12 protein-coding genes are annotated in these 14,011 nt (G+C 38.9%); 11 read left to right on the top strand and 1 reads right to left on the bottom strand.

The annotated features are described in order from the left end of the window. Position 1 precedes the first annotated feature (1 nt). From opp4B to M2M59_RS10615, 3 genes are read left to right on the top strand one after another with little or no spacing between them, the layout of a single operon-like run. Complete coding sequence (gene opp4B, locus M2M59_RS10625) at positions 2–964, top strand: oligopeptide ABC transporter permease (protein ID WP_249774557.1); 963 nt, start codon at positions 2–4, stop codon at positions 962–964. Positions 965–992: 28 nt separating this feature from the next. Beyond that, complete coding sequence (locus M2M59_RS10620; protein ID WP_249774556.1) at positions 993–1,907, top strand: ABC transporter permease; 915 nt, start codon at positions 993–995, stop codon at positions 1,905–1,907. Between the two features lie 13 nt (positions 1,908–1,920). Continuing rightward, a complete protein-coding gene (locus M2M59_RS10615) occupies positions 1,921–3,735 on the top strand; it encodes an oligopeptide ABC transporter substrate-binding protein (RefSeq protein ID WP_249774555.1) in 1,815 nt (604 codons plus the stop codon). A 327-nt stretch (positions 3,736–4,062) separates the two neighbouring features. On the opposite strand, the gene rnhC is transcribed toward M2M59_RS10615, so the two are convergent. Further along, the gene (rnhC, locus tag M2M59_RS10610) at positions 4,063–5,007 is read right to left on the bottom strand and encodes a ribonuclease HIII (RefSeq protein ID WP_249774554.1); all 945 of its coding nucleotides are present in this window, start codon (positions 5,005–5,007) and stop codon (positions 4,063–4,065) included. An 88-nt stretch (positions 5,008–5,095) separates the two neighbouring features. Here rnhC and zapA point away from each other — a divergent pair, with 88 nt between their 5' ends. The 8 genes from zapA (at position 5,096) to M2M59_RS10570 (ending at position 14,008) form a co-directional block, all read left to right on the top strand. Then, complete coding sequence (zapA, locus tag M2M59_RS10605) at positions 5,096–5,368, top strand: cell division protein ZapA (RefSeq protein WP_066788715.1); 273 nt, start codon at positions 5,096–5,098, stop codon at positions 5,366–5,368. Next, on the top strand, positions 5,361–5,900 hold the full coding sequence (locus M2M59_RS10600; RefSeq protein WP_066788709.1) for a CvpA family protein: 540 nt from the start codon (positions 5,361–5,363) through the stop codon (positions 5,898–5,900). The genes zapA and M2M59_RS10600 overlap by 8 nt, the downstream gene beginning before the upstream one ends. A gap of 128 nt (positions 5,901–6,028) precedes the next feature. Then, positions 6,029–7,732 carry a DNA polymerase/3'-5' exonuclease PolX gene (gene polX / locus M2M59_RS10595; protein WP_249774553.1) on the top strand — a complete coding sequence of 568 codons (1,704 nt, stop codon included), beginning with the start codon at positions 6,029–6,031 and terminating at the stop codon, positions 7,730–7,732. Positions 7,733–7,746: 14 nt separating this feature from the next. After that, a complete protein-coding gene (locus M2M59_RS10590; RefSeq protein WP_147195913.1) occupies positions 7,747–10,113 on the top strand; it encodes an endonuclease MutS2 in 2,367 nt (788 codons plus the stop codon). 16 nt (positions 10,114–10,129) lie between these two features. Next, positions 10,130–10,543, top strand: coding sequence for a DUF350 domain-containing protein (locus tag M2M59_RS10585; RefSeq protein WP_066788703.1), 414 nt, complete (start codon positions 10,130–10,132; stop codon positions 10,541–10,543). Between the two features lie 272 nt (positions 10,544–10,815). Further along, positions 10,816–12,498, top strand: a complete 1,683-nt coding sequence (locus M2M59_RS10580; protein WP_147195911.1) for an AMP-binding protein — start codon at positions 10,816–10,818, stop codon at positions 12,496–12,498. Between the two features lie 91 nt (positions 12,499–12,589). Next, positions 12,590–13,174 (top strand): fatty acid metabolism transcriptional regulator FadR, encoded by a 585-nt coding sequence (locus tag M2M59_RS10575; protein WP_066788700.1) that lies wholly within the window; start codon positions 12,590–12,592, stop codon positions 13,172–13,174. A gap of 60 nt (positions 13,175–13,234) precedes the next feature. Then, positions 13,235–14,008, top strand: a complete 774-nt coding sequence (locus tag M2M59_RS10570; protein WP_249774552.1) for an enoyl-CoA hydratase — start codon at positions 13,235–13,237, stop codon at positions 14,006–14,008. Positions 14,009–14,011 lie beyond the last annotated feature (3 nt).

Genomic DNA, 14,011 nt, shown 5'->3' with positions numbered 1-14,011 from the left:
TATGTGGAAAACAATTGTACGACGCGTACTCGTCATGATTCCTCAACTATTTGTCTTAAGTTTACTAATTTTTGGTTTAGCAAAATTAATGCCAGGTGATCCGTTCACTGGTATGATTACGCCGCAAACCGATCCTAATGTTATTGAAGAATTGAGAGAGAAAGCAGGTTTGAATGATCCATGGTATGTTCAATATTATCATTGGATTGTCAATGCCTTCCAAGGCGATTTTGGTGATAGTTATGCGTTCAAAGATAGTGTATCAAGCTTAATTGGCGAACGTGCTATGAACACATTTTGGCTTTCATTATTTACTGTTTTCTTAGTGTATTTGATTGCAATTCCACTTGGTATTTATGCTGGACGCTTTCAAAACTCGCTTTTTGATAAAGGAACTGTGCTTTACAGTTTTGTATCGTATGCAATACCAACATTCGTACTTGGTCTATTAATTCTATTCTTCTTTGGATATAGGCTGGATTGGTTCCCAACAAGTGGATCAGTAGACGTTAAATATGATCCAGGTACATGGGGCTACTTTATGAGTAAGCTGTATCATCTTATCTTGCCTGGATTTACAGGAGCTATTTTAGGGACCACAAGCGTTATTCAATATTTACGTTCAGAGGTCATTGATGCGAAAACGCAGGATTATGTAAAAACTGCCCGCAGTAAAGGTGTACCAATGAAGAAAATATATTCGAAACATATTTTCCGTAATTCACTTTTACCGATTGCAGCATTTCTAGGTTTTACAATAACTGGCTTGTTAGGCGGCTCTATCTTTATAGAAACAATTTTTGGTTACCCTGGTATGGGGCAACTCTTTATAGAATCGTTGGGACAGCGCGATTACTCTGTAATAACTGCCTTGGTTATGTTATTTGGTTTCCTTGCGTTACTGGGAAGTCTATTATCAGACATTATTATGAGTATTGTTGACCCGCGTATTCGTATTGAGTAAAAAATTGTTGGAAGATAGGTGAGAAAATATGGTAAATGTTCAAGGTCAACCAATAAATAAAACTGAAGCAAAAGAAAGTAAACCTGCTACAGGGTTACAGGTTATATTTCGTGAATTTTTAAAAGACAAATTGGCGACGATTTCTTTAGTATTATTACTAATTATTATTTTCGGTGCATTTATTTGGGCGCCATTTATTGATAAAGATGCATTAATGCAAATTAATTTAAGAACTATCTTTATGGAACCAGGTGAGGATGGCTACTTTCTGGGTACAGACCAAGGCGGAAGTGATGTCCTAGGCCAGTTGGTGATAGGAACGAGAAACTCATTGTTCATCGCATTCTCCATTACAGCAATTACAATGGTGGTCGGTATATTACTAGGTTTGATAGCTGGATATTTCGGTGGGTTGATTGATAATATCATTATGCGTGTTACAGACTTTGTCATCACATTACCAATGTTAATGTTAATTATTGTTTTCGTCACAATTGTGCCAAAATACAATCAATTTACGTTCGTTCTTATACTGAGTGCCTTCTATTGGGTAGGTACTGCAAGGTTAATTCGAAGCAAAGTGCTTTCCGAAGCACGAAGAGATTATGTTAACGCATCGAAAACAATGGGAACAAGCGATTTTTCGATTATGATTAAAGGGATATTGCCAAATATAAGCTCCCTTTTAATCGTTGAATTAGTGTTAAGTTTAGCCGGAAATGTAGGGATTGAAACAGGCTTGTCTTATTTAGGCTTTGGTTTGCCACCGAATGTGCCAAGTTTAGGTACGCTAGTAGGTTATGCAAAGAGTCCTGATGTTATTTCTAATTACTGGTGGGTTTGGTTACCCGCATCATTATTAATTTTGATATTGATGCTGGCAATAAATTATGTTGGACAGGCATTCCGCCGTGCAGCAGACTCTAAACAAAGATTAGGTTAAGGGAGGAAATTAGATGAAGAAGAGAAGTAGATTGTTACTCACTGTGCTTGCGGCATTAATGCTTGTATTAGCAGCTTGCAGCGGCAACGGTGACAAGGGCAAAGATAAAGGCAAAGATTCAGGTGGCAAGACAGCGGTTAAAGTGGATACTAGCAAGTTTCCGCTTGAAGCAGAAAACAATGATGAAGCTATCAAGGGTGGCACATTAAAAGTAGGTTTACAAACCGATGGACCATTCAAAGGGATGTTTTTATATGAACTATATGAAGATGCATATGATGATCAAATCCTTCGATATACGTCTAATACATTATTCCCTACAAAAGAAGACTTCTTACTAGATGATGATGGTCTCGCTAAATTAACTGTAGACGATAATGCTAAGAAAGCAACAATTACAATTAAAAAAGATGTGAAATGGTCTGATGGTGAGCCATTCACAGCGGATGATGTTATTTATCCGTATCTAATCATTGGTAATAAAGATTATACAGGTATCCGTTATGATGCGGACTTCCAAAACATCGTAGGTGCAAAAGAATACCATGCTGGAAAAGCGAAAGATATTTCTGGTATCAAAAAAGTAGATGATCACACAGTTGAAATTTCATTTAAGAAACTATCACCAGCAATCTACTCTGGTGGTGATGGACTATGGGGTTATGCAGCTCCGAAACATCAATTAAAAGATATTGCTATTAAAGATTTGCAAAAATCTGATGCAGTACGTAAAAACCCAGTTACATTAGGTGCATTCGTCATCAACAAAATTGTAAAAGGTGAATCTGTTGAACTAGTTGCGAATAAAAACTACTGGAAAGGTCAACCGAAAATTGACAAAGTCGTTATTTCTACTGTTTCTTCTGCAACAGCAGCAGAAGCAATGAAAACTGGTAAGTTTGACGTTTTAGCACCGAACTATCCAGCAAATGACTACAGCACTATTAAAGATTTTAATAACATCACAGTTTTAGGTCGTCCAGAGCTTGCATACTCTTATATTGGATTTAAACAAGGTAAATGGGATTCTAAGAAAAGTGAAGTTGTAGTAGATGAAAATGCAAAGCTTGCAGATCCTAACCTGCGTAAAGCTATCGCTTACGGTATGGATATTGAAACAGTAGCAGAACAATACTATGAAGGCTTGCGTACTCGCGCAAACTCATTGATTCCACCAGTATTCTCAGCATATTATGATGATTCTTTAGAAGGATACAAATACGATCCTGAAAAAGCGAAAAAAATCTTAGATGATGCAGGTTATAAAGATAAAGATAATGACGGCTACCGTGAAGATAAAGACGGTAAACCATTAACAATTAATTTAGCGGGTATGGCTGGTTCTGATAAAGATAACAAAATTGTTCAATATTATATTCAAAACTGGAAAGCAATCGGATTGAAAGTAGAATTAACTACTGGCCGTCTAATCGAGTTCAACGCTTTCTATGACAAAGTAAAAGCAGATGATAAAGATATCGATATGTATATGGCTGCATGGGGTACAGGTACAAACCCATCACCAATCGGCTTATACTCTAATAAAGCTCCATTCAACTATGCTCGTTGGACTACACCTGACCTAGAAAAAGAATTGGAAGCAATCGATTCGAAAAAAGCATTAGATAAAGAGTATCGTGCAGAAGCATTCCGTAAATGGCAAGAAACAATGTATGAAGACGCAGTAACAGTTCCAATGTACTTCCGTACAGAAATCGTTCCAGTTAATAAACGTGTGAAAAACTGGTCAATTGATTACTTGGATGAATGGACAGATCGATTAGCAGAAATCGAGTTAACTGCTGACGAACCGGTTAAAAACCAATAATAAAAAAAGTTGACCAGTCATTTAATGGCTGGTCAATTCTTTGTTTTAGAGGTAGTCCAAGCTCGCACAGTAAGTTGTAACTCCTGCTTTGTAAGCATTTCCTTAATATAACTATTAGAGATGGTTATTCAGTTGCTAATCAAAATTATTGAATTCAATATTGTTTTTCAATGCAGAAATAATTCCGTTTTTTATCTAGGGAATGAATGAAATAAGGTAAGAAAAGAATTTGGACCATAGATAAATCCTGCGAATAATGATGTTTGATCGACCTAATCATTCGCGGAGGTTTATGTATGGTTTTTATATTTAACTTTTGCTTTTGATTTACACAGGACGCGATTTCGATGCAATTCGAGAAGCCTTTCCAGTATTAGCAAAATGCCATTTTGTTATATTATTAAGTGCTTCCTCACCTTGCGCTAGCAAAATTTGTGCGGCTACTTCATCAACCTTAGGTCCAGCACCTTTTGGTAAAGTGGTGCCTACAAGTTTGCTCAATTTGTCCATTTCATTTAAAAAAGCACATCTAGCTAGAATAGAGGCGGCTGCTACTGCTACGTGTAGCTGTTCCGCTTTCGTGGCAAACAAAACCTGATCTCTAACGACTTCGTTATCGCCTTTTAAGTAATTATAATAGGTATTTCTCTCTGCGAATTGGTCTATTAATATATGATCTGGTTTGTCTGGTGCTATTTTTTGAAGTAGCTTTAATAATGCTTGATTATGAAGTTTGGCTTTCATCTTTCCTTGAGACATGCCTGAAGCTTGCATGGCATTGTATTTTGGATTTCGTAAAATGAGAACATGGTGGTGCAGGCTCGCTTTTAAGTCAGGAGCGATTTTACGCATATAGTCATCCGTCAGCATTTTGGAGTCTTTAACCCCAAGTTCTTTGACAAGCTGGATGCGTTCTTTTGGTACATACACAGCTGCTACAGTTATTGGTCCAAAATAGTCGCCAGTACCTGTTTCATCTGATCCTACTACCGATAAATCGGCAAAATTTGGAGGCAACAAATCACCTTTTGATGACGTCTTCTTTACAGATGAGGCTGGATCTATGCCACCCTGGCTCCATTTTTCTGCTTCACGATCTCCGCCGTTGCCCTGAAACATTACTTTACCTGAGCGATAGACAGTAATCGCACAATCTGGCATCTTGGCTGCGAAAATAACGCCAGGGGCCTTTCGTTCGACCATATGGCGAGAGTAAGTGCTCATGACTTCTTTCTGTACTGTAGCGTTGAGGTTTAATACAATAGTAGACATTTTATCAAATTCCCTTCTTCTCTATGAATTCACAACATAGACACTTCATGGTATTATAAGAAATAGGACTAAAAAGGAGGTTTCGGCTTTGTCAGAGCAAAGTAAAAATCGAGTTTCAGTTGAAATATATGGCCATATCTATCACATGGCTGGAACAGAAACAAAAGAACATATGCGCTCTGTAGCGGATACTGTTGACCAAAAAATGCGCGAAATAAAGCAGGCAAACATCAGCCTCGACAGTGCCAAATTAGCCGTCCTCACTGCTTGCAATGCAGTCAATGATTATTTAAAATTAAAAAATCAAGTGGAATTGCTTGAAACAGAATTGAAAAAATTAAAGGATGACGTGAATGGTTGATTTAATCATAATTATATTATTGCTTGCTGGATTAATAAATGGAGCTAGAAAAGGCTTTGTGCTTCAGCTAATCCAAATGGCCGGCTTTTTGGTTGCTGTACTCGTTGCATACTTTTATTATAAACCGCTTGCGGAGAAATTGGTGCTATGGATTCCATATCCTTCCGTTAGTGAAAATAGTACATTAAAGTTTGCGGTAGAGCAATTAAACATAAGCCAAACTTTCTATCAGTTGTTAGCATTCGCCTTGATTTTCTTCGTGGTGAAATTTGCTATACAAATCATTGCATCACTGTTTGATTTCTTGCGATACATACCAGTACTTGGCGGATTGAATCGGTTATTAGGTGGTGTATTAGGCTTTATAGAAGCATATTTGCTAATCTTTATCGTGCTATATGTATTTGCATTGCTGCCACTCGACCGTATACAGAACTACATCGAAAAATCTATCTTAACAAAGTTAATCCTTGAGTACACACCGATCATATCGAAGGCATTTCAGCATATGTGGTTCGTTTATATGAAATAAAGGGTAGGAACTTTCCATGGGGAGCGCTCTTTATCCAACTGAATGTGAGTGTATCCATCGGGATAAATCAAATAAGGCTTCTCTCTGCAGCAAGGGAGAGGTCTTTTGTATATATCAGGAGGGATTATATGAATAAAAAAAATATTATCCATACATTAGAACAAATTGCGCTTTATCTCGAATTAAAAGGTGAAAATCCATTTAAAATTGCAGCATTTCGTAAAGCTGCACAAGCATTAGAGACCGATACAAGAAGTATGAGTGAGATCGATGACATAACTGCTATCAAGGGAATCGGCAAAGGAACTGCGGCTGTCATTACAGATTTGCTTGAAAATGGACGTTCCGAAGTACTGCTAGAATTGCAAAATGAAATTCCTAAAGGGTTGCCACCATTATTAAAGCTACCTGGGCTTGGTGGGAAAAAGATAGCGAAGTTATACAAAGAGCTTGGTGTTGATTCTGCGGAAAGTTTGCGGGTAGCATGTGAAGAAGGAAAAGTAGCTGCTCTTTCTGGCTTTGGTAAAAAAACGCAAGATAAAATAATGAAAGAACTGCAAAGTTTTGGCGAAAAAGCAGAAACGCATCCTATTTGGCTTTTGGATGAGCTAGTTACACAACTCAATGTATTGCTGGAGGAAATACAAGAAATTGATGAATTTTCTGTTGCAGGCAGTTTTCGTCGTGTGAAGGAACAAAGTAAAGATATTGATTTCATTATCGCTACTGAGAATCCGGCCGCTGTGAAAGAAGCGTTGCTTTCCAAGTTAAGCTATCAAGAAATCATAGCTTCTGGAGACACAAAAATCTCGGTAGAGCTACAAACTGAAGGAATACAAGTGGATTTCCGCCTTGTTTCCAATGAAGAATATGCAACAGCTCTTCATCATTTTACAGGATCCAAAGACCATAATGTTCGCATGCGCCAAATCGCCAAAGAGCATGGGGAGAAAATCAGTGAATACGGAATTGAACAGCAAGACGGGAGAGTCTTGACATTTGATTCCGAAACGGCGTTTTTCGCTCATTATAATCTTCCTTTTATTCCGCCAACAGTGCGTATGGGCGGCAAGGAATTTGACCGATTAGATCAAATACCTGATTTAATAAAGCTTAGTGATATACAAGCAGATTTGCATATGCATACAACTTGGTCAGACGGCGCTTATGCAGTTCATGAAATGGGACAAGCGTTGATTGATAAAGGCTACCAATATGGTGTGATAACAGACCATTCTCAATATTTAAAAGTGGCGAATGGTCTGACGCCAGAACGACTAAAATTGCAACGTAAAGAAATTCAACAATTCAATAGAGAACACCCTGAATTTACCCTATTAGCTGGGACGGAGATGGACATTTTGCCTGACGGGTCACTTGATTTTGATGACGAAGTAATGTCAGATCTTGATTTTGTGATAGCTTCCATCCACTCAAGCTTCAGCCAACCACAGGAAAAAATTATGGAGCGTCTTCATGAAGCGTTAAAAAATCCGCACGTCGATATGATTGCTCATCCTACAGGGCGAATCATCGGCAAAAGAGACGGTTATAACCCAGATGTGCCCCAATTGATTGCGTGGGCGAAAGAATATGGTAAAATTTTAGAGTTAAATGCTAATCCGTATCGCTTGGATTTATGCATGGAGCATTTAGAAATGGCAGCTCGTGCTGGTGTACCGATTGCCATTAATACAGATGCTCATGCAATTGACCAATTACGCTTTATGGAAGTTGGCACAAAATACGCCCAAAAAGCTTGGCTGAAAAAAGAAAACATTGTTAATACATGGTCACTGAAAGACTTTATGACTTATTTACAGAAAAAATAGGAGGTGTACTTTTAGTGATAGGAACACGAGCACTAAAAACACTAGAGTTTGATAAAGTGCGGGCTCAAGTTGCGACTTACTGCACGTCATCTCTTGGAAATCATGCTATTAGCGAGCTGGCTCCAGAAACAGAGTTTGATCGTGTTAAAGCACTTTTAGATGAAATGGATGAGGGACTTTCCATTTTGCGTATCAAAGCGAACGTACCGCTTGGCGGCATTTTTGATATCCGTCCTCATGCTAAACGCGCTCAAATAGGCGGCATGCTGAGCCCTCAAGAATTAATGGAAATCTCAAGTACTATTCGTGCGAGCCGCATTTTCCGAGAATTTATTGAAGATATAGAGGAAGAGGGGGATATTCAAATCCCCCATTTTAGCCAAAAGAAAAGTGAAATTCCAATTTTGACTGGACTTCAACATGAAATCAATTCATGTATTGATGACAATGCGGCAGTCATGGATTCTGCAAGTTCTGAGCTTCGCAGCATTCGTCAGCAGCTTCGTGCCCAAGAAGGCAGAGTTAGAGAAAAATTGGCAAGCTTGACGCGCGGGAGCAATGCATCAAAAATGCTGTCTGACTCGATCGTGACAATTCGAAACGATAGATTCGTTCTTCCTGTTAAGCAAGAATATCGCTCACATTATGGCGGCATTGTCCATGACCAATCTGCATCAGGGCAAACATTATATATCGAGCCAGAAGCAGTTGTTCAAGCCAATAATGAGATCCATCGCTTAAAAGCAAAAGAAAAAGTGGAAATTCAAAAAATCTTAATCCATCTTTCTGCTCTTGTACAAGAGGTAGCACATGAACTTTTCGGATTGGTTCGCCTTCTCGGCGAGATTGATGCTATCTTAGCTAAGGCAAAGTATGGACAAGCGAACAAATGTACCATGCCAGTGATGAATAATGATGGTTATATCAAATTAACAAAAGCTCGGCATCCTCTATTGCCAATCGAAAGTGCTGTTGCCAATGATATCGAATTTGGCAGTGATATAACAGCTATTGTTATAACAGGCCCAAATACAGGTGGTAAAACGGTTACATTAAAAACTGTGGGCTTATGCACATTAATGGCTCAAGCGGGTATCCCGGTCCCTGCTCTTGATGGTTCAGAGCTCGCTGTGTTTACACAATTATTTGCAGACATTGGCGATGAGCAATCAATTGAACAAAGTTTATCTACTTTTTCGAGTCATATGGTCAATATAGTTGAAATCTTAAAAGAGTTTGACGATCAATCGCTTGTACTATTTGACGAATTAGGAGCAGGAACAGATCCTCAAGAAGGAGCTGCCCTGGCTATTTCCATTTTAGATGAAGTTCATGGAAGAGGTGCTCGCGTTATGGCCACCACTCACTACCCAGAATTAAAGGCGTATGGTTACAATCGTCCTGGGGTTGTGAATGCTAGCGTCGAATTTAATGTAGAAACGCTTAGCCCAACATATAAATTGTTGATTGGTGTGCCTGGTCGTAGTAATGCCTTCGAAATTTCTACTAGGCTTGGTTTGCCTGAAAACATTATAGAGAACGCAAAAGCATATACAGGTACAGACCGCCATGAAGTGGATGCCATGATTGCCTCGTTGGAAGAAAGCCGTCGCAAAGCAGAGGCTGACGCTGAACGCTCTCACCACTTGATGGTAGAAGCGGAAGCATTGCAAAAAGATCTCGACGAAAAGCTAAGAGAGTATGAAGAAACAAAAGAAGAGCTAGTTAAAAAGGCGAAAGAAAAAGCACGCAAATTAGTAGAAGAGGCTAAAAGGGAAGCGGAAGAAGTCATCGGTGAGCTTCACAAAATGCAAATTAACGCGAATAAAGCGATTAAAGAGCATGAAATCATTGATGCCAGAAAACGCCTTGAAGAAGCAGCTCCTAAGGAAAACCGTGTCTTAAAGAAACAGCGTCAAGTAAATGCGCGCGCAGTTAATTTGCAAAAAGGTGATGAAGTAAAAGTAATTAGCTATGGCCAAAAAGGGACATTAATTGAACAGGTGTCAGACCATCAATGGATTGTCCAATTGGGTATTCTGAAGATGAAGATTGACACATCCGATTTAGAATATGTAAAACCTGAAAAAACGAAGGAATCCGTAAACGTATCTGCAGTCCGTAATCGAGATTCCAATGTCAAATTAGAACTTGACTTGCGTGGTGAGCGCTATGAAGACGCAATGATGCGCACTGAAAAATATTTAGATGATGCCATGTTGTCAAACTATCCTAGGGTATCTATCATTCATGGCAAGGGAACAGGGGCTTTACGTCAAGGGATCCAAGCTCTTTTAAAACGTCATAGAGGCGTCAAAAGCTACCGTTTTGGTGAAGCTGGCGAGGGTGGTTATGGCGTCACGGTTGTCGAATTAAAATAGCAAATGAGGGGAATTCATGCTACTGAATAGTTTTTGGCACCACCCAATGGTCCAAACTGCGGGTTACTTTAGTCTTGTTGTACTGTGCCTTGTCATCGCAATGGCCATTTTTGAACTTGTGACAAAATATAAGAATTGGCAAGAAATCAAAAACGGCAATATGGCGGTGGCATTAGCTACAGGAGGGAAAATATTGGGGGTTTGCAATATTTTCCGCTATTCCATCGAGCGGCACACATCGCTCCTTGCCATGATTGGCTGGGGAATGTTTGGTTTTGTTTTATTGATTTTCGCATATATTCTTTATGAATTTCTTACGCCTACGTTTAAAATCGACCATGAGATCGAACAGGACAATCGCTCAGTTGGCTTTATATCCTTTACCATCTCAGTAGGTTTATCATTCGTTATAGGCGCAAGCATTTCATAGTAGTTTAGGAGTCTGGAATGGAAAAATTAGCAAAAGTCTTAATGGTAGTCTGCCTATTATTTATTCTTACAGGGATTATTTATCTTTTCTTGCATTAAACGAAGTAGAACCAAGCATAAAGAGCTTGGTTCTTTTTTTATAAACTATGTTCGATTTATATAATAATCTTCTATTCTCTAAAGAAAAAATGAATAATAATTGAAAGCGCTCTCGCATTAAATTATAATTAAAGTTAGAAATATTCTAATTAATAAGAATAGGGGGCATTTCGTGTGACGGAAAAGATTTGGCTAAAGAATTATCCTCCTGACATACCTGCAAGATTAGCGTATGAAGAAATTCCTTTACAAGAATATTTAACAAGAGCAGCTGAGAAATCGCCAACGAAGATTGCCATACATTTCTTAGGAAAAGAATTAACGTATCAAGAACTGTACGAATCATCCTTAAAATTTGCGAATTATTTACGAAAGATTGGCATTGAAAAAGGGGATAGGGTAGCAGTAATGCTCCCAAATTGCCCGCAAAACGTCATTTCTTATTTTGGTATTTTGTATGCAGGGGGTATTGTGGTACAGACGAATCCGCTCTATACAGAAAGAGAAATAGAATATCAATTAAAAGATTCAGGTGCCAAGGCTATTGTTTCACTGGATATCCTTTATCCACGCATTATGAAAGTGTGGAAAGAAACGGATTTAGAAAATATGATTATTACCGCTGTAAAAGACTATTTGCCGTTTCCTAAAAACATGATCTATCCATTTATTCAAAAAAGGGATACTGGCTTTACCGTGTCAGTACAGCATAGTGGCTCCAACCATCTTTTCGCTGAAATCATAAAAATCGGTGAATTGAATCCCGTTAAGTTGGATTTTGACTTTACAGAAGATGTAGCATTATTGCAATATACTGGGGGGACTACAGGATTTCCGAAAGGCGTGATGTTAACGCATCAGAATCTTGCATCAAATGTCCAAATGTGTAGGGCATGGATGACGAAAACTGTTCCGGGAGAAGAAATCATTATGGGTGTTTTGCCATTCTTCCATGTTTACGGTATGACAACTGTCTTGCTTTTAACAGTCATGAATGGCGATCGAATGGTCTTAATGCCAAAGTTTAATGCGAAAGATACATTGAAAACAATACAAAAACAAAAACCAACGCTCTTCCCAGGTGCGCCTACTCTCTATATTGGTTTGCTCAATCATCCTGAGCTAACCAAATTTGATTTATCATCCATTAAAGCTTGTATTAGCGGCTCTGCACCGCTGCCTGTAGAAGTTCAAGAAAAGTTTGAACATATAACGGGCGGCAAATTAGTGGAAGGCTATGGTTTAACCGAATCCTCACCGGTTACTCATGCTAATTTTATTTGGGGTGGCAAACGTGTAAAAGGATCGATCGGTGTACCTTGGCCAGATACAGATGCCATGATCTTTAAAATGGGAACGACAGAAGCTGCAGAAATAAGAGAAGTGGGTGAAATTGCAGTTAAAGGTCCTCAAGTAATGAAGGGCTATTGGAATCGGCCGGAAGATACTGATATGACGCTTATTGATGGATGGCTTCTTACGGGAGATATAGGCTATATGGATGAAGAAGGCTATTTCTATGTAGTAGACCGCAAGAAAGACATCATTATTGCTGGCGGCTTTAATATCTATCCTCGGGAAGTTGAGGAAGTACTATATGAGCATGAAGCTGTGCAAGAATGTGTGGTTCTTGGAGTACCGGATCCTTATCGTGGAGAGACGGTAAAGGCTTTTATTGTATTAAAGGATGGCTACAAAGCAACAGAAGAAGAGCTTAATAAGTATTGTCGAGCGAAGTTAGCTTCATTTAAGGTTCCAAGAATATATGAATTCCGTTCAGAATTGCCTAAAACAGCTGTAGGGAAAATTTTAAGAAGAACACTTTTGGATGAAGAAAAAACACAAGTTACGCAATGACTCTTTCTTGACAATCCGCGCGATTGAATATAATATGAAAATATGAATGAATAGTCATTCATATTTTCATAATTACGCGGTGGTGATTGATTTGAAGAAAGACAAACCAAAATACAGACAAATTATTGATGCTGCTGTCATAGTGATTGCGGAAAACGGTTATCACCAAGCGCAAGTTTCCAAGATTGCTAAGCAGGCAGGCGTTGCAGATGGAACAATTTATTTATACTTTAAGAACAAAGAAGATATCCTCATTTCTGTTTTCAGTGAAAAGATGTCTGTCTTTGTGGAAAATTTAAAAGTAATTATTCAAGAAAGCATAACAGCCCAGGAAATGTTGGCAAGGATGATAGAAGGGCATTTTAAGGTTTTATCGGAAGATCATCATTTGGCAGTAGTTACGCAATTAGAGCTACGCCAATCCAACAAAGACTTACGCCTCAAAATTAACCACATATTAAAAGAGTATCTAGACTTGCTGGATGATATATTGCAAAGGGGTATCCAAGCAGGTGAATTTATAGAAGATATGGATTTGCGGTTAGTTAGGCAAGTGATTTTCGGTACAGTTGATGAGGTGTCCACAACATGGGTCATGAAAGATCAAAAATATGACCTTGTTGAAATGGCGCCACGGGTACATGAAATTTTGTTAAAGGGCATTCAGACACAATAAACAGAGGCAAAATACACTATTTTGCCACATACATAGGGAAAACAAAGGAGGATTTGGAGAATGCAATATCTAAGTTATAAGGTGGAAGAAGGCGTTGCGGTTACCGCAATTAATCGACCGCCAGCAAACGCGCTCTCCCGGGGGTTAATTGAAGAGGTAGACGAGCTTCTCAATGCAGTTGAAAATGATGCAAGTGTACGTGTCATCTTGCTGCATGGAGAAGGTAGATTCTTTTCGGCTGGAGCTGATATTAAGGAATTTACAGAAGTATCTTCCGGCGAAGAATTTCAAACGATGTCAGCGAGAGGGCAAGAAGTCTTTGAAAGACTTGAAAATTTCTCGAAGCCTGTGATTGCAGCAATACATGGTGCAGCACTAGGCGGTGGTTTAGAGCTTGCGATGAGCTGTCATTTCCGCTATGTGAGCGATACGGCTAAGCTAGGATTGCCAGAGCTACAACTTGGGTTAATTCCTGGTTTTGGTGGTACGCAACGCTTGCCTAGATATGTAGGGGCAGCAAAAGCAGCTGAAATGATGTTCACTAGCAATCCAATTACTGGAGAAGAAGCAGTGAAATGGGGCTTAGCGAATCTGGCATTTTCAGAAGAGCAATTACTAGAAGAGTCGCTTAAAACTGCAAAGAAAATAGCGAAGAAGAGCCCAATTGCTTTAAAAGTGGCCATTGAAATGTTGCAATTTTCTAAAACCGCTCAATTTTATGAAGGCGTCCAAAAAGAGGCGGAAGGGTTTGCGCATATCTTCACCACACAAGACGCTAAAGAGGGAATCGCTGCATTCATCGAAAAAAGGGAACCTGTTTTTAAGGGACAATAAAAG

It is taken from the genome of Rummeliibacillus sp. G93 (assembly GCF_023515935.1).
GTDB lineage: Bacteria > Bacillota > Bacilli > Bacillales_A > Planococcaceae > Rummeliibacillus > Rummeliibacillus stabekisii.
Note: the sequence above shows the minus strand (reverse complement) of the source record. Positions and strands in the feature narration are given on the sequence as shown.